The organism is Nonomuraea sp. NPDC004354, from assembly GCF_053602555.1.
This window is the reverse complement of record NZ_JBSGDV010000004.1, coordinates 461,107-482,977: the sequence shown is the minus strand read 5'-3', so window position 1 is coordinate 482,977 and position 21,871 is coordinate 461,107. Positions and strand designations below refer to the sequence as shown.

Here is a 21,871-nt window from a genome sequence, read left to right as displayed (position 1 = left end):
ACGCCTGCGGAGGCGCGGGCAGCGGATGCTCGGCGCGTGGAGGCGTGGAAGGCGGAGACGCCTGCGGAGGTGCGGGCAGCGGATGCTCGGCGCGCGGAGGCGCGGAAGGTGAGGGCTCGGCGCGCGGAGGTGCGGGGGCCGGGGGAGGAGCGGGAGGGGTGGGTCGCGGGTGCTGCGGATGGCGCATGGAACCTCCGGGATTACTCGCGGACCGCCCCCTGGAGCAGCCCGCGGATGAAATGGCGCTGGAGGAACAGGTAGAAGATCACGACGGGTGTGGCGACGATGACCGAGCCGGCGGCGAGGAGCGTGAAGCCGGAGGTGTACTGGCCCTGGAACAAGGCCAGCCCGAGCGGCGCGGTACGCAGCGACTCCGAGGTCACCATGATCAGCGGGATGAGGAACTCGTTCCACGTCCACATGAAGACCAGGACGGTCAGGGTGACGATGGCGGGCCGGGCCGGTGGCACCAGCACCTGCCACAGGATCCGCCAGACCGAGGCGCCGTCGATGCGGGCGGCCTCGACGATCGCGCGGCTGCCGGTGCGGAAGTAGGCCCGCATCCAGAACGTCCCGAACGCCACCGACAGCGCCACCTGCGGCAGCGCGACCGACCAGAAGGTGTCGGTCAGGCCGAGCGCGCGCAGGTCGAAGTAGAGCGGTACGGCGATGGCCTCGCTCGGCATCATGATCCCGAGCAGGAACAGGTAGAACAGCACCGACCGGCCGCGGAAGCGCATCGTGCCGAACGCGTACCCGCTCATGATCGACAGGACGACGCTGACGACCACGACGAACGACGACACCGCGAGGCTGGTGGCCAGGTAGGTGCCGAAGCGGCCGACCTCCCACGCCGCCGCGAAGTTCCCGACGTGCAGCCCGGCCACGCTGAACCGCTGCCCGTCCGCTCCGGCGGCGTCGTCGGGGCCCAGCGCCGCCGACAGGATCGTCACCACGGGTCCCAGCGCGAACGCGGCGAACGCCAGCAGGATGACGTAGTTGGCCAGCCGTTCCCCGCGAGAGATCACGAGACACCCCTGTCGGCGAACCGGTTGATCACGAACGAGATCGCGAAGATGACGGCGGTGAGGGTGACGCCGACCGCCGCCGCCGAGCCGACCTGGCCGAGCTCGAAGGCCCGATGGTAGACCTCGTACGACGGCACCGCCGTCGAGTCGCCCGGCCCGCCGCGCGTGGTGACGTACACCAGGTCGAACGTCCGCAGCGCGGCGATCACGGTCAGGGTGAGCGCGACCGCGATCTCCCCGCGCACCGAGGGCAGCGTGACGGCGAGGAACTCCCTGACCGCGCCGGCCCCGTCCAGCCTGGCCGCCTCGTACAGCTCCACGGGGATGCGGCTCATCCCGGCCAGCAGCAGCACGGTCACCAGGCCGGTCTCGAACCACGTGCCGACCACGCCGACCGCCGGCAGCGCGAAGGCGTGGTCGCCCAGCCAGCCCCTGGTGAGCGCGTCGAGCCCGAGCGCGCCGAGCAGGTCGTTGAGCGTGCCGTCGGGCGCGTAGACGCGCCGCCAGGCCACGGCCACCACGACCATGGCGACCACCTGGGGCAGGAACACCACCGTGCGGAAGAAGGCCAGCCCGCGCACCTTGGCGTGGTTCAGTATCGCGGCCAGCGTCAGCCCGATCGCCAGCGGCGCCAGCGCGTAGAAGACGATGAGGACCAGGGCGTGGGCGAAGGCGGCCCGCAGCCCCTCGTCCGCGACGATCGCGGCGTAGTTGTCCAGCCCCGCCCACCTGCCGGGGGTCAGGCCGTCCCACTCGAACAGCGACAGGTGCGCCGCCCGCGCGATCGGATAGAGCAGGAACGCCGCGTAGACCGCCAGGGCGGGCAGCAGGTAGAGGTAGGCGATCCCGCGCGGCTCCCCGGGCGGACCTCCCGGGCGCCTGGGGGCGGGCCGGGACCGGGTCACGGCCGCCTCCGGACGCCCTGACCCGGGAGCGCGCGCGGACGAGAGCGGCGTGGCCATGAGCTCGCGGTCACTCGTTGCTTTCGGCGAACGTCTTGTAGTCCTTCTCCAGCGTGGCCAGGAACTCCTGCGGGGCGACCTTTTCGGCCAGCAGGTCCTGCAGCGCCGCGCCGAGCGTGTCGGCGAAGGTCGGGGTGGCGTAGTCGAGGTAGGGCACCAGGCCGTTGCGCTCGGTGACGGCGCCGAACGCGGTGAACATGTCCTGCTGCGCGCCGGCCCCGACGCCGTCCTGCCGGGTGGCGTCGGCGATCGGCAGCAGGCCGTTGGCGGTGAGCACCTTCATGGCCTCAGCGCTGGTGAGGAAGTCGATGTAGGCCGCCGCCGCGTCGGGGTGGGGGCTCTTGGCCGTGATCGCGAACGGCAGGCCGGTGCCGCCGGTCGCCACGGGCGGCGTGCCGGGCGGCCGGACGAAGCCCAGGTCCTTGCCCATGACCTTCTGCAGGTCGGCGACCAGCCAGCTGCCGCCGATCAGGAAGACGCCCTGGCCCTTGCCGAACGCCTGCCAGGCGGCGTCGTAGCCCTGGCCGTTGAAGCCCTTGGCGAAGTAGCCCTTGTCGACCCAGTCGACGAGCTGCTCGGCGGCCTTCAGGTTCTCCGGGGTGGTCCACGAGGCGCCCTTGCGGCCGAAGCCCAGGGCGGTGATCTTGGGGGCGGACACGTGCCGTGCCTGCACGGTGCCGAACACGTGTACGGCCGGCCACTTGTCGAGGTTGCCCAGCTGGAGCGGCACCTCGCCGGCGGCCTTGGCCGTGGCCAGCGCGGCGTCGAACTCCTCCCACGTCGTCGGCGGGCGCAGGCCGAGCCTGGCCAGCTTGGCGGCGTTGTACAGGATGCCGACGACCTCGCCGACCTGCGGCATGCCGTACAGGTCGCCGGTGCCGAAGATCTTGCCGTCGGGGGTGTAGCTCACGTACTGCAGGACCGACGGGGAGTAGCGCTTCCTCCACCCGTAGGCCTCGGCGTAGGCGTCCAGCGGGCGCAGCTGGCCCGCCTTCACGAACGCCCCCATCTGGGCGCGGCCGTTGTTGGCCTGCACCACGTCCGGCGGCTGGTTGCCGCTCAGCGCCAGCCGCAGCGTGGTGTTGAGGTCGTCGAAGGAGCGGGAGACCCGGTTGAGCGTGATGTTGGGGTACTTCTTCTCGAACGCGGCGTTGAGCTGCTTGATCTGGGCGGCCTGCCCGCCGCGGACCTCCTGGTCCCAGACGGTGAGCGTCACGGGGCCGAGGGCCGCGGCGTCGGTGCGCACCGCCGAGGCGGGCTGGGCAGGGGCGGGCGGTGCCGAGGAGCCGGGCGCGCACGCGGCCACGGTGAGGGCCAGGACCGCGGCACCGGCGGCGAGGACGGCACGCGTCACGGCGCCGCGCGGCTCGCGCCCGCGCGCTGTTCGCGTCGTGGAGATCATGGGTTACTCCTTGTGGGCAGGCACGGGCGGCGTGTCCGGATCCGCCGGCGGTCCCGCGGCGGCCTCAGGGCCCGGGTCCGCCGGTGGTCCTTCGGCGGCCTCGGGCGGCGTGTCCGGGTCCGCCGGTGGTCCCGTGGCGGCCTCAGGGTCCGGATCGACCGGTGGTCCCGTGGCGGCCTCGGGGCCCCGATCCGCCGGCGGTCCCGTGGCGGCCTCGGGCGGGGGAGCGACCATGCCCAGGTCGGCGTGCCTGGCGATGGTGGCCACGGCCCGGCGTACCGCGCCCATCGGGACGGTCGGCACCAGCCGGTCGAGGAAGCGGTAACGGCGGGCCAGCGACTCGGCGTAGGCGCCGCCGTGCCCGGCTCTCGCCCGTGCCGCGTGCCACCAGTCGGCGATGTCCCCCCAGCCCGGCGCGGCCAGCGACCCGCCGAACTGCTGGACGGCCAGCGCCGCGCAGAGCCCGGCGAAGGCCAGCCGGTCGGCCAGCGGCCAGCGGCACAGGGTGCCGAGCACCAGGCCGGCGCCGAAGACGTCACCCGCGCCGGTCGGGTCGAGGGCGGTCACCCGGGGGGCGGGCACGTAGGCCTCCTCGCCGGACAGGGAGTCGATGGCCATGGCGCCGTTGGCCCCGTCGGTGACCACGGCGAGCGGCACCAGGTCGGCGATCGCGTACAGGGCGTCGCGCGGGGTGTCGGTGCCGGTGTAGGCCGTCGCCTCGACCGCGTTGGGCATGAACGCGTGGCAGATCGTCAGCTGGTCCAGCAGTTCGGGACGCCACGTGCCCGAGGGGTCCCAGCCCACGTCGGCGAAGATGAGCGCGCCTTCGCGGTGGGCCCGCTCGGCCCAGTTGCCCTCGCCGAGCGGCTCGTCGCTGGCGAGCGCCGCGATCACCGCTCTGGACGGCGGCGGCGTGCCGATCATCTGCGTCGCCGGCATCGGCGCGGGGTGGCCGTGGGTCACCATGCTGCGGTCGCGGTCGACGGCCATGGAGACCGTCACCGGCGAGTGCCAGTGCGCGAAGCGCCGTGACCTGGACAGGTCGACCGACTCCTGTTCCGCCAGCGTGCGCCAGCAGAAGTCGGCGTAGTCGTCGTCACCGAACGCGGCGGCCAGCGAGGTGCGCAGGCCCAGCCTGCTGGTCGCGATGGCGAGGTTGGCGATGCCGCCGGGGCAGGAACCCATGCCCTCGGCCCAGATCTCGGTGCCGGAGACGGGCATCGAGGGCAGGCCGGTGAAGACGATGTCGAGGAAGACCGTGCCCGCTAAGAAGACGTCGAACCGTGGCCCCTCAGGGGTGCGCTGATCGGCGAGAGGGTCGTACGCCTGGACAGACACGGGAATGAGTCCTCCTCGACAGACCGTCTTGTGCGCAATCTTGCATGTTTCCTCGAGCACATCAAGTGCTTTGTGCGGCAAGCTGGTCAATGTTGCTCACTCATGCGCGTAAATGACTGATATGATCCCCCCGTGCTCCAGCACCTCAGGCATGCGGAGATCATGCGCCGGGTCCGCCTCGCCGGTGCCACCAGCGTGCTCGATCTCGCCAGGCAGCTCGGCGTCAGCCCGTCCACCATCCGCAGGGACCTCGAGGTGCTCGACCGCGACGGCACGCTGCGGCGCGTGCGCGGGGGCGCGCTCGCCGACGTCGACGTTGACGATGACCACCCCTTCGCCGAGATGGCCGCGGTCGACGAGCGGGACAAGGAGGCGGTCGCCGTCCGCGCCGCGCGGATGGTGCACGAGGGCGACGTGGTCCTGCTCGACATCGGCACCACCACCATGCGCCTGGCCCGCCGGCTGCGTGGGCGCCGCGTCACGGTGGTCACCTCCAGCCTGGCCGTCCTCGACGTGCTGCGCACCGACACCGAGGTCGAGGTGCTGCTGCTCGGCGGCATGGTCCGCCGGGCCTACCACTCGCTGGTCGGGGTGCTGACCGAGGCGGCGCTGAGCCAGATCTGCGCCGACCACGTCTTCCTCGGCGCCAGCGGCGTCCGGCCGGACGGCCAGCTCGTCGACACCACGCTCGCCGAGGTGCCGCTGAAGCGCGCCATGATCGCGGCGGGCGAGCGCGTGGTGCTCCTGGCCGACCGGCACAAGTTCCCCGGCACCGGCGCCCTGCGGGTGTGCGGCCCCGAGGACATCGACGTGATCGTCACGAACGAGGGCGCCGACGAGAGGACGCTGCGCGCCTGCGCGGCGGCGGGCACGGAGGTGGTGCTCGCGTGATCGTCGCCGCCGCGCGCGAGCCCCTGCCGAGACCGGGCGGCGGACGGGGAGCGCGATGAAACTGGCCGTTCTGGGCGGCGGAGGCTTCCGGGTGCCCCTCGTGTACGGCGCGCTCCTGCGCGACACCGCCACCCCGCGGGTGGAGGAGGTGGTCCTGCACGACGTGTCGGAGGAGCGGCTGGCGGCCATCCGGCATGTACTCGACCAGCTCGCCGCCGGACACGACCGCCCGCCCAAGGTGTGGGCCACCACGGACCTGGACGCCGCGCTGCGCGAGGCCGCCTTCGTCTTCTCGGCGATCCGGGTGGGCGGGCTGGCGGGCCGTACGGCCGACGAGCGGGTCGCGCTCGACCTCGGCGTGCTGGGCCAGGAGACGACCGGGCCAGGCGGCATCGCCTTCGGCCTGCGCACCGTGCCGGTGGCGGTGCGCGTGGCCGAGCGGGTGGCCGCTCTGGCCCCGGATGCCTGGGTCATCAACTTCACCAACCCGGCCGGAATGATCACCGAGGCCATGCGGGGCGTGCTCGGGGACCGCGTGGTCGGCATCTGCGATTCCCCGATCGGGCTGGTCAGGCGCGCCGCCGCCGCCCTCGGGCTCGATCCGGCGCGGGTGTCGCCCGACTACGTGGGGCTCAACCACCTGGGCTGGCTGCGCGGCCTCACCCATGACGGCCGCGACGTGCTGCCGGACCTGCTCGCCGACGACGCCGCGCTGCGCCGGGTGGAGGAGGCCAGGATCTTCGGCGGCGACTGGGTGCGCACCCTCGGCGCGCTGCCCAACGAGTACCTGTACTACTACTACTTCACCCGCGAGTCGGTCGCCGCGCTCCGCGGCGCCGCGCACACCCGTGGCGAGGCCCTGCTCGGGCAGCAGGACCGGTTCTACGCGGCGGTGCGCGAGCGGCCCGAGCACGCCCTCGCCGCCTGGGGCAGGGCGCGCAGGGAACGCGACGCGACGTACATGGCCGAGGCCCGCGACGCCACCGCCGCCGGCGAGCGCGACGTCGCCGACCTGGAGGCGGGCGGGTACGAGGGCATCGCGCTCGCCCTCATGGCCGCCATCGCGCGGGGGGAGCCCTCCACCATGATCCTCAACGTCCGCAACGGCTCCGCGGTGCCGGGCCTGCCCGAGGAGGCGGTCGTCGAGATCCCCTGCCTGGTCACCGGTGCCGGGATCCGGCCGCTGGCCACCCGCCCGCTGCCCGGCCGGTTCCTGGGGCTCGTGCAGCAGGTCAAGGCGGTCGAGCAGACCGCCATCGCGGCCGCCCTGTCCGGCTCGGCCCGCCTGGCCGTCGCGGCGTTCGCGCTGCATCCCCTGGTCGATTCGGTGGCCACGGCGCGCGCGCTGCTGGACGGCTACCGCGCCCGCATCCCCGAGCTGGCCGCCGTCCTGCCCGGTCCGGTCTGACGCCGCGCCCGCATCCCCGAGCCGGCCGCTGTTCCTGCCCGGTCCGGTCTGACACCGCATCCGCATGACCGAGCCGGCCGCTGTCCCCGGTTCGGTCCGGCGCCCGCGTCTCCCTTCCCCGGCGCCGTCGAAAGCCCGCCGTTCCCGAGGTTCGCGTTCCGGCGAATTCCCGAGGCGGCGCGTGTCGGTCCGGCCGGTTCCCGTTCGTCGGTGGGGCGAACAGCCTTCAGCGAAGGGGAACCCGATGAACGACATCAGGGCGGCCGTCGCCGCCGAACGCCGCGACCTCGCAGACGTGCTCGCCGGCCTGTCGGACCGGCAGTGGGACCAGCCCAGCCTGTGCGCGGGATGGCGGGTACGGGAGGTGGCGGCCCATATGACCACGCCCTTCCGTTACTCGCTGCCGAAGGTGGTGCTCGGCCTGCTCGCCGCCCGCGGCGACTTCAACAGGGCGGCCGACCGGTTCGCCAGGCGTGACGCGGGCACGATGACGCCGCGGCAGCTCACCGCCTCGTTGCGCGACAACGCGACCCACCCCTGGAAGCCCCCGGGCGGTGGCCACGAGAGCGCGCTGAGCCACGACGTGATCCACGGCCTGGACATCACCGTCGCGCTGGGCCTGGACCGGAAGGTGCCCGAGGAGCGGCTCAGGCCCGCCCTGCCGGTCAGCGCGTCCGACAGGGGCGTGCTGTTCTTCAAGGTCGACCTCGCCGGCGTCGAGTTCCGCGCCGACGACCTCGACTGGACCTTCGGGACGGGCACGCCGGTCCACGGCTCGGCACAGGACCTGCTGCTGGCGATCTGCGGCAGGAAGCTGCCGCCCGGCAGGCTGCGCGGCGCCCCGGCGGCACGCTTCACCCGCGCCTGACCGGAACGCCGCCACACCCGGCGCTCCGCGTGACGAGCCGGGTCCGGCCAGGGTCCGCGTCACGAGCCGGCGGTCCGGTCAAAGTCCGCGTCACGCGTCGGTAGTCCGGCCGGGGTCCGCGTCACGAGCTGGCGGTCCGCGTCACGAGCGGTCCGGTCGGGTCCGCGTCACGAGCCGGTCCGGTCGGGTCCGCGTCACGCGTCGGCGGTCCGGCCGGGGGCGGCGGCGGGCCGGGCCCCGCTGTCGGCGTCGAGTTCCGCCCGCCACGGCGGTTCGGCGCCCACGCGGGTACAGGTCAGCGCGGCCACGTGCTGGGCCTGGTCGAGCGCCGCCGCCAGCGGGCCGGCGGGCAGGGCGGCCAGCCGGTCGCGCGCCAGCGCGCCGCCCTCGGCGAGCGCGGCCAGCAGACCGGACATGAACGCGTCTCCCGCCCCGACCGTGTCGGCCACCCGCACCTGCCGGCCGGGCAGGTCGACCGGCCCTTCCGGCCCGAGCGCGTGCACACCCGCGGCCCCGCGCGTCACGACGACGACGGCGGGCCCGCGCTCCCGCCAGCGGGCCGCGACGCTCTCGACCGGCTCGCCGGGAGTCAGCCAGGCCAGGTCGTCGGAGCTGATCTTGACCAGGTCGACCAGGCCGATCCAGCGATCCAGCCGCGCGCGCAGGGCGGCCGGATCGCGGGCCAGCCGGGGCCGCAGGTTCGGGTCGAAGGCGAGGGTGCGCCGCGAGCGCTCCTGCCGCAGCAACGCCTCCAAGGTGTCGCCCATGGCCGGTACGGCAAGCGCGAGCGACCCGCTGACGTGCACGCAGGCCGTACCGGCCGGTAGCTCCGGTGGCAGGTCGGCGGGCTGCCAGGCGCCGTCGGCGCTGCCCGTGACGTAGAAGGTGTATTCGGCGCCGCGCTCCGGCCCGAGGGTGACCACGGCCAGCGTCGTCGGCTCGCCCGCCGGGACGGCGAGGCTCAGGTCGACACGGGAGTCCGTCAGGTGCGCCCGCAGGAGCCGGCCGAACCCGTCGTCGGCGAGCCGGGCGAGCATGGCGACGGCGACGCCGAGCCGGCCGAGGCCCACGGCGACGTTGGCCGGGCTGCCCCCCGGCCGGGCGACGAAGCAGCCGTCCCGCCGCGGCACCAGGTCGACCAGCGCCTCACCACAGGCCACGATCACGCGTCCGGCTCCTCTCCTGGTGCCTGGTGGTCAGGTGGACAGCCGCTGCCCGGTGACAGCGGAGAAGAGCCGCTCCTTGCCCGGCTGGATCCGCAGGCGGACCACCTGGCCCTTGGCGGGCGGCGCGTTCGGGTCCACGCGCGCGATGACCGTCCGGTCGCGCAGCGCCGGGTCGGTCGTGTCGGCGTACTGGCCGTAGAGGAAGGCGTCCGAGCCGAGCTCCTCGACGACCGTGACCGAGATCGGGAAGGTCGGCTGCTCGCCGTTCGTCTCCCCCTCGCCGACCACGTCGACGGCCTCGGGCCGGAAGCCGACGATGACGCGCTCGCTGCTCTCCTCCTTGAGCAGCTTGAGCGTCTCGCGGCTCAGCCGGATGCGCATCTCGCCCAGGACCGCCTCGTCGCCTTCGACGCCGTACTCGGCCAGGTTCATCGCCGGGGAGCCGATGAAGCCCGCGACGAAGACGTTGGCCGGGTGCTGGTACAGCGCCAGCGGCGTGTCGACCTGCTGGAGCACCCCGTCCTTCAGGACGGCCACCCTGTCGCCCATCGTCATGGCCTCGACCTGGTCGTGGGTCACGTAGACGGTCGTGACGCCGAGCCGGCGCTGCAGGGCGGCGATCTGGGTGCGGGTCTGCACCCTCAGCTTGGCGTCCAGGTTGGACAGCGGCTCGTCCATGAGGAACACCTTCGGCTCGCGGACGATCGCCCGGCCCATGGCCACGCGCTGCCGCTGACCGCCGGACAGCGCCTTGGGCTTGCGGTCGAGGAAGTCCTCCAGGTCCAGCAGCTTGGCCGCCTCGCGGACCCGCCGGTCACGTTCCTCCTTCGGCGTCTTCATCACCCTCAGGGCGAACCCCATGTTGTCGGCCACCGACATGTGGGGATACAGGGCGTAGTTCTGGAACACCATCGCGATGTCCCGGTCACGCGGCGGCAGGTTGGTGACCTCCCGGTCACCGATGCTGATGTGCCCGCCGTCGACCCGCTCGAGACCCGCCAGCATGCGCAGGGAGGTGGACTTCCCGCATCCTGACGGGCCGACGAGGACCAGGAACTCGCCGTCGGTGATGTCGAGGTCGAGGGCGTCCACCGCGGGCCTGGTGGATCCGGGGTAGACGCGGGTCGCCTCGTCGTAGACAACTCTGGCCATCGGTGTCTCCTTAGTCGGCGCCGAGCCGGTGGCGGCCTGGTGACGGCCGCCGCCCCGGTCCGGGGCCGGTGGTGTTGGTGCTGGTGGTCCGAGCGCGCGCCATCCTCATCACTCCTGCGGCCGGACGACGGCCTTGACCAGGTCGGGATCGCGGCTGCCGGCCGTGAGCGCCTTCTCGACCTCGGCCAGGCCGTAGTGGCCGGTGACCAGGTCGTCCAGCCGCACCCTGCCCGAGGCGGCCAGCGCGATGGCGGCCGGCCAGGTGTTGGCGTAGCGGAAGGTCCCGGTCACCTCGAGCTCGCGGGTCTGCACGTACGACAGCGGCAGCGGGATCTCGTCGCCGCCCATGCCGATGAGGACGACCCGCCCGGCCCGCGCCACCTCGCGGACGGCCTCGCCGATCGCCGCCGGATGGCCGGAGCACTCGAGCAGCACGTCCGGCTCGAAACCGGCGTCCGCCAGGCGGTCGTCGCGGACGTTGAGAGTCGCGCGGGCACCAAGGTCGCGGGCCAGCCCGAGCCGGGTGCCGGTGACGTCGGTGACCAGGACGTCGGTCGCGCCGAAGGCCAGCGCCGCCTGGAGGCAGAGCAGCCCGATCGGGCCCGCGCCGGTGACGAGCACGCGGGTGCCCGGCCCGACCCGTGCTTTGCGGCAGGCCCACACGCCCACCGACAGCGGTTCGATGAGGGCGGCGGCGTCGTCGGAGACGGAGTCGGGGACGGGGTAGGCGAACTCCTCGTGCACCACGACGTACTCGCAGAAGGCGCCGTCGATCGGCGGGGTGCCGAAGAAGCGCATCCGGGGGCACAGGTTGTACCGGCCGGCCCGGCACTGCGGGCAGGTGAAGTCGGGCACCCCCGGCTCCAGCGAGACCCGCTGGCCCGGGCGGTGGCGGCCCGCCGCGGATCCGACCTCCACCACGGTCCCTGACGGCTCGTGCCCGAGCACCAGCGGGGACGTCACGACGAAGTCGCCGATCCGCCCGTGCTCGTAGTAGTGGACGTCCGAGCCGCACGTGCCCACCGAGTCGACCCGCACGAGCACCTCCCGGGGGCCGGGCTCGGGCCGCGGCCGCTCCTCCAGGAGGACCGTTCCCACGCCGTGCAGTACGGCGGCACGCATGGCTGCCTCCTACTCTCCGGTGACGGCGCCGAGGGTCAGGCCGGTGACCAGCCAGCGCCGCACGGCGAGCCCGGCCAGCATCATCGGCACGACCACGATGGTTCCGATCGCGGCGAGCTGGCCCCAGTCGACACCCGTCTGGGTGACCAGCTGGGAGGCGGCGATGGGCAGCGTCTGGGAGTTCGGGCCGGAGAAGACCACGGCGAACGCGTAGTCGTTCCAGGCGAACACCAGGCACAGCACGAAGGTGGTGACCAGGCCCGACTTCGTCAGCGGCAGGATCACCGTGCGGAAGGCCTGCCAGCGGGTGCAGCCGGCCACCAGCGCGGACTCCTCGAGCGACGGCGGCACCTCGGCGAAGAACGCGCTCATCAGCCAGATGGCGAACGGCAGGTTGAAGGTCAGGTACGCCAGCACCAGTCCGGGGATCGAGTCGATCAGGCCGAGCCCGCGGAAGATGAGGAACAGCGGCACCACGACCGCCGCGATGGGCGCCATACGGGTCGAGATGATCCAGAAGGCCAGGTGTCGTTTCCCGCGCATCTGCGTGCGGGCCAGGCCGTACCCGGCCAGCGCCCCCAGGGTGACCGCGAGCAGCGCGGAGATCCCGGCGGCCAGCACGCTGTGCCAGATGTACGGCACGAGGTTGTTCGCGCCGGTGAACAGGCCGACGTAGTTGTCCATCGTCGGCGCGAACGCGAACTTCGGCGTGGGCGCGGTCACGTCCGTGCGGTTCTTGAACGACGACATCAACATCCACACCAGCGGGACCAGCGTCCAGAGCAGGGCCAGCCCGAGCAGCAGCACGGTCAGCCACCGCGTGCTCCTGCTCGTGGCCTCCAGGGGCGACTGCGGCACCCCGCGCGGGGCCGCGGTGACCGCCGGGCCGGCCGGCGCGGTCTGGGTCGTGCTCATCGGGTCAACCCCCTCACGTCGAGCAGGCGGACGAACGTACGGGCGATGATGATCGAGAAGGCCAGCATCGCGAGGCCGATGGCGGCGGCGTAACCGAAGTCGAAGAAGCGGAACGCGGTCTCGTACAGCCGGATCGGGACGATCTTGGTCGCGTCGGCGGGACCGCCGTTGGTCGTGACCCAGATGATGTCGAAGTAGCGGATGGCGTCCATCGAGCGGATCAGCAGCGCCACGAGCAGCACGTTGGAGATCGCGGGGAAGATGACGTACCGCAGCGTCATCCACCCTCCGGCACCGTCGACGGCCGCCGCCTCGCGCACCGACTGCGGCACGCTCGACAGGCCGGCGAGGGTGATCAGAGCGATCAGCGGGGTCCACTCCCAGACGTCCATCAGCACGACGGCGATGAAGGCGCTGACCGGGCTGCCGAGGATGTCGCCCTGGTAGCCGAAGGAACGCAGCACCCACGCGTACAGGCCGAAGGTGGAGTCGGTGAGGTAGCGCCCCAGCAGCCCCACGATGGACGGCGCGGCGAACATCGGCAGCAGCAGCAGGCTCAGCATGATGTTACGGCCGTGCAGCACCCGGTACAGGCACAGCGCGATGGCCACGCCCAGCGTCATCTCCAGCCCGACGGTGAGGACGAAGTAGATGACCGTGCGCGCCCACGACATCCACATGTCGGCGTCGGTGAAGAAGCGCACCCAGTTGGTGAGGCCGACCAGGTCGAGCGACACCCCGCCGAGCAGCCTGACGTGGGAGAAGCTCATCGCGACGAGGGCCAGGAACGGCACGATGGACAGCGCGGCCAGCACGATCAGGCCCGGTGTCATCATCCTGCCCTCGAAGCCGATCCGCGGCTCGCGCGGAGCGGCTTCCTTCGGCCGGGCCGAGCGGCTGAGCACCGGTGAGGTGTCCGCGGCGTGTGTCATCTAGGCCACCCACCCTCGCGCCACGATCCGGTCCACCCGCGACTTGATCTCGCGCATCGCCTCCTCCGGCGAGGCTCCGCCGGTGAGCATGCGGGACAGCTGGGTGAAGATCGCGGTGTTGCACTCGTTCCACATGGGGATCTTGGGTCGCAGCCCGATCCGGTCGGGCCGCCAGGCCTCCCGCACCGCGGCGGCCGTGAGCATGTTGGGCATCGGCGAGGGCCGATGCTCGGCGGCGCGCACCTGCGGGAGCTCGTAGACGGAGATACGCGTGGGCGTGCCGCCGCCGGCCTTGCTCTGGAGGTTGGCCAGCTGCGTCTGCGGCGAGGTGGCCCACACCAGGAACAGCCAGGCCGCGCCGCGCTCGTTCGGCGGCGTGTTGGCGCTGATCCCGATCCCGGTGCCGCCGTACATGTTGGCCGTGCTGACCGGGCCCTTCGGCAGCGCCGAGTAGCCGGCCCTGCCGGGCATGACCTGCTCGTTGCTGGCCGCGAACTCGTGCCAGTTGGGGCACATCGCCAGCCTGCCGCCCCGGAAGGCGGCGCCCACGCCGTCCCAGTCCCACGTCGTGGAGGCCGGGTCGGCGATGCTGAGCAGCCGCTGGTAGAACTCCGCGCCGGCGATCGCGGCGGGGGAGTCGAGGCGGCACGGGCCGGGGTCGCGCGAGCCCAGGCGCCCCACTTCCTTGCCGTTGTCGAAGTAGTCGCCGCCGTAGGACCACAGCACGTTGCTGAAGTCGTTCATCAGCGAGTCGTGCTGGCGGGCCTGGTGGCCGGTGCCGTACTTGACGTCCTGCTTGGCGTTCTTGTTGAACCACTCGGCGATCCTGAAGTACTCCTCCCAGGTCCGCTCCCCGCTGGGCGTCGGGTCGAACCCGAGGTCGGCGGCCATGCGGTCGTGGTACTTGGCGAACAGGTCGCGCCGGTACTGCCAGATCATCGTCGGCGCGTCGTACGGCAGGGCGTAGACGGCCTGGGGGTCGACGAACCGGCCGGCCGCGTCCATCTGCGCCGGGATGAAGTCGGCGATGCCGCCGGGCAGGTCAGGCAGGCTCGGGTCGGCCTGCAGGGTCCGCAGGTCCACCAGGCCGCGCTGGTACGGCGCGAGCACCTGGTACGGATCGGCGTAGATCACCTGGTACTGGGAGTGGCCGGAGGCCAGGTCCAGGGCGACCCGTTGGACCAGCGCGGTGAGCTCGAGCGTCACGATCTTGACGTCGATCCCGGTCAGCGTGGTGAACGGGCGGGTGTTCGCGGCGATGGCCGCGGTCGGAGCGGTGTTCTCCGAGATGAAGTTCAGGGTGGTGCCCTGGAACTGGCGCCATGGGCCGGCACCGGCGGTTCGCGGCGCGTCGGTTTGCGTGCCGCAGGCGCCCGTCATGGCGAGCGCCGCCCCCGCGGCCAGCGCGCCACGAAGCACATCCCGCCTACTCGGCTCGGGCGGATAGCAGTCCACTGTCCACTCACCCCCGCACTCCAGGCAAAAAAAGGGCGGTAATGGCGGTCAACTGTCCTTGGGTGCCCTATATAAACGAATGTGTATTCTATTTTCTTGCAAACAAGATTTTGGGCTTCGGGGGAATGTGTCAGCAATTTGCACTTTCGCGCACGTCGAATCACCGGCCGGAAACGGCGCGGCCCCGGCCGGCCCGCCGAACCCCGAAACTGGCCCTTGAACCTGGCCCCGGAACCTGCCCCTACGTGCGCCTTTCCCGCTCCGCCAGCTCCCGCACCGTCGCGCGGGCGCCCCGCGTGTGCAGGGACTCGAGCGCGCGCAGATACGGCTCGACGAACCGCTTGTCGTCGGCGAGGTCGCCGAAGAGGTCGCGATTCTCGATGAAGGCCGTGGGCCGCGTGCGCTGCGTTCTGGCGATGGGTGTCAGCCGGTCCTTCAGCGGATCGACGATCGTGATCGGCTCGCCCGCCTCGTCGACCCCCTCGGCGTACCGGGCCCAGCTGGCCACGACGGCGGCCGCGCGGGTGACCTCGCCGCCCCTGGCCAGCTGCTCGCGGACCACGGGGAGCAGCCACTTGGGGATCCGGTCCGAGGACTCGGCGCACAGCCTCGCGACGGTGTCGCGCACCTCGGGGTTGGCGAAGCGTTCGATGAGGGTCCGCTTGTAGTCCTCCAGGTCGACACCGGGGACCGGGCGGAGCGTCGGCGTGGCCTCGATGTCCATGTAGTCGCGCACGAACCTCGCCAGAGCCGCGTCCGTGGCCGCCTCGTGGACGTACCGGTGTCCGCTGAGACGGCCGAAGTAGGCAAGCGCCTGGTGACCGGCGTTGAGCAGGCGCAGCTTCATCAGCTCGTACGGCTCCACGTCCGCGACCATCTGGACCCCGGCTGCCTCGAACGGCGGACGCCCGCTGGAGAAGCGGTCCTCAAGCGCCCACTGCGTGAACGGCTCGCAGGTGACCGGCCAGGCGTCGAGGACGCCGAACCGCTCGGCCACGGACGCGCGGTCCTGGTCGGTGGTGACCGGGGTGATGCGATCGACCATGGAGTTGGGGAAGGCGACCGCCTCCTCGATCCAACCGGCGAGATCGGCGTCGGCGAGCCGGGCGAAGGCCGTGAAGCTGCGCCGCGCGACGTCCCCGTTGCCCTGGATGTTGTCGCACGACATGACCGTGAAGGGCGCGACCCCCCGGGCGCGCCTGCGCCGCAGCGCCTCGGTGACGAGCCCGAACACCGTCGCCGGAGCCGCCCCCGGCTCCAGGTCGGCGCGGACCGCCGGAGCGTCGGCGACGAACTCGCCGGTCACGGGGTGGAAGTTGTAGCCGCCTTCGGTGACCGTGAGCGACACGATGCGGACGGCGGGATCCGCCATCTTCTCGACGACGGCCTCCGGATCGTCGGGCGCGAAGAGGAACCCGACGATCGAGCCGATGACGCGCGCCTCGAGGGTGCCGTCGGGGTGCTTCAGCACCAGCGTGTAGAGGCCGTCCTGCGCGTCCAGCGCGTCGCGCATCCGCGCGTCGCCCGGCAGCACCCCGACGCCGCAGACCGCCCAGTCGTGGGCCAGGCCGTCGTTCATCAGCCGGTCCAGGTACATCGCCTGGTGCGCCCGGTGGAATCCGCCCACCCCGACGTGGACGATGCCGGCCGTGAGTCTCGACCGGTCATAGGAGGGAACCGCGACCTCCCGGGAAAGAGCCGCCACCGTCTCCTGCGTCAGCGCTGTCACCGCCATCATCCCCCTACCGGGCTCGACCGGCCCCCGCGGCGTCGACCACCTTCATCATTAATCTTCGCTCCTCGGCACCTACCCTTGACCCCGCGGGGACATGACGAGGCCATGGTGAACATCGGCTACACCCTGATGTCCGAGCAGACCCCGGCCCGCCAGCTCGTCGGCAACGCGGTGGCGGCGGAGCGCACCGGCTTCGACTTCGCCGTCATCTCCGACCACTACTTCCCGTGGCTGGAGGAGATGGGGCATTCGCCGTATGCCTGGTCGGTGCTCGGCGCCGTCGCCCACGCCACCCGGCGGCTGCCCCTCATGACCTACGTGACCTGCCCGATCATGCGCTACCACCCGGCCGTGGTCGCGCAGAAGGCCGCCACGATGGGGGTGCTGAGCGAGGGCAGGTTCACCCTCGGGCTGGGCGCGGGCGAGAACCTGAACGAGCACGTGATCGGCGAGGGCTGGCCGCCGGCGGACACCCGGCACCGGATGTTCGCCGAGGCCGTCGAGATCATCAGGCGGCTGTTCAGCGGCGACTACGTCACCTACAACGGCGAGTTCTACGACGTCGACTCCGCCAAGCTCTACGACCTGCCCGACGAGCGGGTGCCGATCGGCGTGGCCGCCTCCGGCGGCAGGTCCGCCCGTATCGCCGCCGAGCACGCCGATCTCCTCGTCGTCAACGATCCGATGCCCGAGGTCGTCGCGCAGTTCCAGGCCGCGGGCGGCGCCGGCAAGCCGATCTACGGCCAGCTCGCCCTGGCCTACGACAGCGACGCCGAGGCGGCGGAACAGCGGGCGCACCGGCTGTGGCGCTGGGCCGCGGCGGGCGGCTGGAAGGTCATGGCGGAGCTGCCGGGGCCGGTCAACTTCGAGGCGGCGGCGTCCTCGGTCCGTCCCGAGGACGTGGCGCGGAGCGTGCCCTGCGGCGCCGACGTGGACGCGGTCGTGCACGCGGTGCGGGCGTTCGCCGACGCGGGGTTCACGCACGTGGCCCTCGTGCAGATCGGTGCCGACCAGCAGCAGCCGTTCTTCGAGTGGGCCGAGAAGGACCTCCTGCCCGCGCTGCGCGGCCTCTAGCAGCGGGATCGTCGTCGTCTCGCCGGCCGAAAAGTCGCGCCGGCACGCGTAAACGGCTTCACCGGGGTACGGGGCCGACATGCCTTTCGGTTTGTCGCTGCCCGGCCTGCCCAGGCTGCCCGGCCTGCCCAGGCTGCCGGGCCAGGATCTCGTGGCCGCACCGCTCAGGTGGGCCGCGGACAAGGCGGCGCAGGCGCCCGGCTGGGCCGCCACCACCCTCGCGGAGCTGGCCGGCGTGCGCCGGTCGACGTGGACCTATCCGGGCCGGATCCACCTCGCGCTGTCGTGCCCGGTCCCCGAGCAGCTGACCGACGCGGTCGAGTCGGCCCTGTCGGTCCACCCCGGCGTCCGATGGGCGCGCGTCAACCTCGCGCTGGGCCGCGTGATCGTCGCCGTGGACGAGCCGCCGCCCTCCGTCGACGACCTCGTCGCCGTCCTGGACGAGGCCGAGCGGGCCGCCGTGGAGAAGGACCCGGCCATCACCGAGGGCACGTCGGCAGGGCCGCCCGTCGCCCTCGTGCTCGCCGCGGACGCGCTCGGGCTGGCGGTGACCGGCGTGGAGTGGCTCGTGCACCGGGCGCCCCTGCCGTCAGGGGTCGCCGGCGTCGCCGGCTACCTGAGCGCGGTCCCGCAGCTGCGCAAGGTGCTCGACGACTCGATCCCCGCCTGCCGGTCCTGGATGCCGATGGTGAACACGGCGATCCAGACACTCACCCCCGGCGGCACGGGCCTGGCCATCGACCTCGTGCAGCGGACGCTGCAGATCCGCCAGTCACGCGTGCAGAACGACGTGTGGGCCGAGCGGGAGGAAGAGCTGACCGGCACCCCGGAACGCGCGCGCGCCCACGTGCGTGCCCCCGACCGGCCGCGGCGGCTGCCCAACGGGCCGATCGAGCGGCACGCCGAGAACGTGCTGTCCGGCAGCGCCATCGGCAGCCTGGCCGGAGGGGTGCTGACCGGCGACATGCAGCGGGGCCTCGAGGTCGCGCTGGCCGGACTGCCCAAGGCGTCGTCGGCGGGACGTGACGCCTTCGTCGCCGAGCTGGGCACGCTGCTGTCCCAGCGCGGCGTGATCATCGCCGGCTCCCAGGCGCTGAGCCGCCTGGACCGGGTCGACACGCTCGTGCTGGACGAGGACGTGCTGATCGCCGAGGACCTGATGATCGGCGAGGTGGCCGCCGCGGAGAAGGCCGACCACGAGGCGGTGGCCGCGCGGCTCCACGGCCTGTTCGAGCCGTCGGAGCCCGACCGGGTGCGCAGGGAGGGCGACTGGGCGCTCGGCCCCTACGACGAGCTGCCACGCAAGGGCTGGGCGGGCAGGTCGCACCACGACCGCTTCAGGAAGGGCGCCGCCGTCCACGTGCTGGCGCTGACGCACGGCGAGCGGCTCCAGGCCGTGATCGAGGTCGTGCGGGGGCGGGTGCCGGAGGCGCACGCGCTCGCCGTCGCCGCGCGCGGGGCGGACCTGCGGCTGGTCGAGGAGAGCGGCGAGGAGCTCGCCGCGTCGGTGCGCGAGCTGCAACGCCAGGGCGCCGTCGTCATGCTGGTGTCACGTGACGGCGCCGCGCTGGCCGCCGCCGACTGCGGCGTCGGCGTGTCCGGCCGCGACGGCCGGCCGCCGTGGGGCGCCCACCTGCTCGTCGGCGCCGACCTGGGCACCGCGGCGCTCGTCATCGAGTCGGCGCGCGACGCCCGGGCCGTCAGCGAGCGCGGCGTGACGCTCGCCAAGGCGGGCACCGGCGTGGCCGCGATCTACGGGCTGACCGACCGGATGAGCCGGGTGACCGGGCACGTGCTGTCGGCCGTGAACGGCGTGGCCGCGCTCTCGCTGGCGCAGGGCGCCTGGCAGGCCCACGCGAGCATGCGGCGGCCGATCGCGCCCGCCCTGTCCGTGACACCGTGGCACGCCATGCCGGTCGAACGGGTGCTGGCCGTCCTGGAGACGCGGGACGGTGGGCTCAGCGCGGCCGAGGCGCAGGCACGCCGCCGAGCGCGCGCACCGGCGGCCTCACCGCTGGCGACGCTGGTGCGCGGTGTCGGGGCCGAGCTCGACAATCCGTTCACCCCGATGCTGGCGGCCGGCGCGGCGGGCTCGGCCGTCCTCGGCTCGCTCGTCGACGCCCTCCTCGTGGTCGCCGTCATGGGCGTCTCGGCCCTGGTGGGCGGCGTGCAGCGGACGGCCACCGCGAGCACCCTGGCCGAGCTGGCCGAAGAGACGAAGGTGCGCGCCCGGCTCCGGCGTGACGGCACGGAGAGCGAGGTGGAGGCGGGCGAGCTGGTGCCAGGGGACGTCGTCCTGCTCGACACCGGGCAGGTCGTGCCCGCCGACTGCCGCGTCATGGAAGCCGACGGGCTGGAGGTCGACGAGTCGTCGCTGACGGGGGAGTCGCTGCCGGTCTCCAAGGGCACCGGTGCGGTCCTCGCCCACCACGTCGCCGAGCGGAGCTCCATGCTGTACGAGGGGACCACGGTCGCCGCCGGCAGCGCCACCGCCGTCGTGGTGGCCGTGGGCGACGCCACCGAGTCCGGCCGGGCGATGGCCGCCACCGCCGGCGTCGAGCGGGTGAGCGGCGTGGAGGAGCGGCTGACGGCGATCACCAGGGCCACCACGCCCATCGCCATCGGCTCGGCGCTGGGCGTGACCCTGTCCGGCCTGCTGCGCGGCAGGCGCCTGCGCGAGACCCTCGGCGAGGGCGTCAACCTGGCCGTCGCCTCGGTGCCCGAGGGACTGCCGCTGCTCGTGAGCGCGGCCCAGCTGGCCGCGACGCGCCGGCTCGCCGCCGGCGGCGTGCACGCCCGCGACCCGGGGACCATCGAGGCGCTCGGCAGGGTCGAGGTGCTGTGCTTCGACAAGACCGGGACGCTCACGGAAGGCCGCATCCGGCTGGCCAGGGTGAGCGACGCCGAGCACGACAAGGACGTCGGCGCGCTCGACGACAGCCTGCGCGAGGTGCTCGCCGCGGCCCTGCGCGCCACCCCGCACTCCGCCGACGGGGACTACAGCCACGTCACCGACGGCGCGGTCGGCGAGGGCGCGGCCGAGCTCGGCGTCTCGCGCCAGACCGGCGCCGACGGCTGGGAGGAGATCACCGCGCTGCTGTTCGAGTCGTCCCGCGCCTACCACGCCACGCTCGGCCGGCGCGGGTCCGACCGGCTGCTCAGCGTCAAGGGGGCACCCGAGGTCGTCGTGCCGCGCTGCGCCGGGCTCGACGAGGGGCGGCGGCGCGAGATCGAGGCCCGCATCGACCACCTCACCTCGTCGGGGCACCGGGTCCTCGCCGTGGCCGAACGTCCCATGGACTCCGACGAGCTCACCGACGACGACATCGACGACCTGCGCTTCACCGGCCTCGTCGGGCTCGCCGACGTCGTCCGCGACACGGCCGGGTCGGCGGTCGCCGCGCTGCGCAACGCCGGCGTGCAGATCGTCATGCTCACCGGAGACCACCCGGGTACGGCCGGAGCCATCGCCGCCCACGTCACCGACGACCCTCACCCGCACGTCCTGACCGGCACCGACATCGACGAGATGGACGACGGCGCGCTGGACAAGACCCTCCCCGACGTGGACGTGGTCGCCCGCTGCACGCCCACCCACAAGGTCAGGGTGGTCGAGTCGTTCCAGCGCCTCGGCAGGGTCGTCGCGATGGCCGGCGACGGCTCCAACGACGCCGCCGGCATCCGGCTGGCCGACGTGGGCATCGCCGTCGGCTCCGGCGCGACCCCGGCCGCGCGGGCCGCCGCCGACCTGGTCGTGGCGGACGAGAGCCTGGAGACCATCATCTCGACGCTGGTCGAGGGGCGGGCCATGTGGGCCTCGGTCCGCGAGGCGCTGGCCATTCTCGTCGGCGGCAACCTCGGCGAGATCGGCTTCACGCTGATCGGGTCGCTCACCACCGGCCGCTCGCCGCTGACGGCCAGGCAGCTGCTGCTGGTGAACATGCTCACCGACCTCGCGCCCGCGCTGGCCATCGCCGTACGGGCGCCGTCGAAGGACGCCGCGGCGGCGCTGCTCGACGAGGGGCCGGAGACCTCTCTGGGTTCGGCGCTCACCCACGACATCGTGCGACGGGCCGTCTTCACCACCCTGGGCGCCACCACCGGCTGGACGCTGGCCAGGCTGACGGGACCGCAGGCCCGGGCCCGCACCGTGGGACTGGTCGCCCTCGTCGGCACCCAGCTTGCCCAGACGGTGATCGCGGGCGGCACGGGCCGCCCGGTCCTGCTCAGCTCGCTCGGGTCGGCGGCCGTGCTGGCCGCGATCGTGCAGGTGCCGGGGGTCAGCCAGTTCTTCGGCTGCGTGCCGCTCGACCCGCTCGCCTGGGGCACGGCGCTCGCCGCCGTGGCCGCCGCGGTGGTCGCCGAACGGTTCGTCCCCCTCGACCGGCTGCCCCTGATGAACCGCCTGCCGTGAAGTCCGCGC

Annotated in this window: 16 protein-coding genes; 5 read left to right on the top strand and 11 right to left on the bottom strand. The window is 73.1% G+C overall.

Annotated elements, in window-relative coordinates; translation table 11 throughout:
• Nucleotides 1–200 precede the first annotated feature (200 nt).
• The 4 genes from ACWENQ_RS17020 to ACWENQ_RS17005 all read right to left on the bottom strand — a co-directional run bounded on the left by ACWENQ_RS17020 (nt 201) and on the right by ACWENQ_RS17005 (nt 4,730).
• Entirely contained in the window at nt 201–1,028 is an 828-nt protein-coding gene (locus ACWENQ_RS17020; protein ID WP_452414953.1) for a carbohydrate ABC transporter permease, read from the bottom strand.
• Nucleotides 1,025–1,933, bottom strand: coding sequence for a carbohydrate ABC transporter permease (locus ACWENQ_RS17015; RefSeq protein ID WP_452414952.1), 909 nt, complete (start codon nt 1,931–1,933; stop codon nt 1,025–1,027). Before ACWENQ_RS17015 ends, ACWENQ_RS17020 begins: the two co-directional genes overlap by 4 nt.
• A gap of 67 nt (nt 1,934–2,000) precedes the next feature.
• On the bottom strand, nt 2,001–3,392 hold the full coding sequence (locus tag ACWENQ_RS17010) for an extracellular solute-binding protein (RefSeq protein ID WP_452414950.1): 1,392 nt from the start codon (nt 3,390–3,392) through the stop codon (nt 2,001–2,003).
• 3 nt (nt 3,393–3,395) lie between these two features.
• On the bottom strand, nt 3,396–4,730 hold the full coding sequence (locus ACWENQ_RS17005) for a PfkB family carbohydrate kinase (RefSeq protein WP_452414948.1): 1,335 nt from the start codon (nt 4,728–4,730) through the stop codon (nt 3,396–3,398).
• Nucleotides 4,731–4,862: 132 nt separating this feature from the next.
• Between ACWENQ_RS17005 and ACWENQ_RS17000 the strand changes: the two genes are divergently transcribed.
• From ACWENQ_RS17000 to ACWENQ_RS16990, 3 genes are all read left to right on the top strand, one after another.
• Nucleotides 4,863–5,621: a DeoR/GlpR family DNA-binding transcription regulator gene (locus ACWENQ_RS17000; RefSeq protein ID WP_452414946.1), complete on the top strand. Its 759-nt coding sequence runs from the start codon at nt 4,863–4,865 to the stop codon at nt 5,619–5,621.
• A 55-nt stretch (nt 5,622–5,676) separates the two neighbouring features.
• A complete protein-coding gene (locus ACWENQ_RS16995) occupies nt 5,677–7,029 on the top strand; it encodes a 6-phospho-beta-glucosidase (RefSeq protein ID WP_452414945.1) in 1,353 nt (450 codons plus the stop codon).
• 244 nt (nt 7,030–7,273) lie between these two features.
• Complete coding sequence (locus tag ACWENQ_RS16990) at nt 7,274–7,897, top strand: maleylpyruvate isomerase family mycothiol-dependent enzyme (RefSeq protein ID WP_452414943.1); 624 nt, start codon at nt 7,274–7,276, stop codon at nt 7,895–7,897.
• Nucleotides 7,898–8,091: 194 nt separating this feature from the next.
• On the opposite strand, the gene ACWENQ_RS16985 is transcribed toward ACWENQ_RS16990, so the two are convergent.
• From ACWENQ_RS16985 to ACWENQ_RS16955, 7 genes are all read right to left on the bottom strand, one after another.
• Nucleotides 8,092–9,063 (bottom strand): carbohydrate kinase family protein, encoded by a 972-nt coding sequence (locus ACWENQ_RS16985; RefSeq protein WP_449918802.1) that lies wholly within the window; start codon nt 9,061–9,063, stop codon nt 8,092–8,094.
• Nucleotides 9,064–9,093: 30 nt separating this feature from the next.
• Nucleotides 9,094–10,215, bottom strand: a complete 1,122-nt coding sequence (locus ACWENQ_RS16980; protein ID WP_449918804.1) for an ABC transporter ATP-binding protein — start codon at nt 10,213–10,215, stop codon at nt 9,094–9,096.
• Between the two features lie 108 nt (nt 10,216–10,323).
• Nucleotides 10,324–11,337, bottom strand: coding sequence for an NAD(P)-dependent alcohol dehydrogenase (locus ACWENQ_RS16975; protein WP_449918806.1), 1,014 nt, complete (start codon nt 11,335–11,337; stop codon nt 10,324–10,326).
• Nucleotides 11,338–11,346: 9 nt separating this feature from the next.
• Nucleotides 11,347–12,252 (bottom strand): carbohydrate ABC transporter permease, encoded by a 906-nt coding sequence (locus tag ACWENQ_RS16970; protein WP_452414942.1) that lies wholly within the window; start codon nt 12,250–12,252, stop codon nt 11,347–11,349.
• The gene (locus ACWENQ_RS16965; RefSeq protein ID WP_449918811.1) at nt 12,249–13,184 is read right to left on the bottom strand and encodes a carbohydrate ABC transporter permease; all 936 of its coding nucleotides are present in this window, start codon (nt 13,182–13,184) and stop codon (nt 12,249–12,251) included. The genes ACWENQ_RS16970 and ACWENQ_RS16965 overlap by 4 nt, the downstream gene beginning before the upstream one ends.
• Nucleotides 13,185–14,639, bottom strand: a complete 1,455-nt coding sequence (locus tag ACWENQ_RS16960; RefSeq protein WP_449918813.1) for an extracellular solute-binding protein — start codon at nt 14,637–14,639, stop codon at nt 13,185–13,187.
• A gap of 241 nt (nt 14,640–14,880) precedes the next feature.
• Nucleotides 14,881–16,374, bottom strand: a complete 1,494-nt coding sequence (locus ACWENQ_RS16955) for a mannitol dehydrogenase family protein (RefSeq protein ID WP_452415033.1) — start codon at nt 16,372–16,374, stop codon at nt 14,881–14,883.
• A gap of 105 nt (nt 16,375–16,479) precedes the next feature.
• Between ACWENQ_RS16955 and ACWENQ_RS16950 the strand changes: the two genes are divergently transcribed.
• Nucleotides 16,480–17,448: a TIGR03557 family F420-dependent LLM class oxidoreductase gene (locus ACWENQ_RS16950; protein ID WP_452414941.1), complete on the top strand. Its 969-nt coding sequence runs from the start codon at nt 16,480–16,482 to the stop codon at nt 17,446–17,448.
• 79 nt (nt 17,449–17,527) lie between these two features.
• Nucleotides 17,528–21,862: an HAD-IC family P-type ATPase gene (locus ACWENQ_RS16945; RefSeq protein ID WP_452414940.1), complete on the top strand. Its 4,335-nt coding sequence runs from the start codon at nt 17,528–17,530 to the stop codon at nt 21,860–21,862.
• The last annotated feature ends 9 nt before the right edge of the window (nt 21,863–21,871 follow it).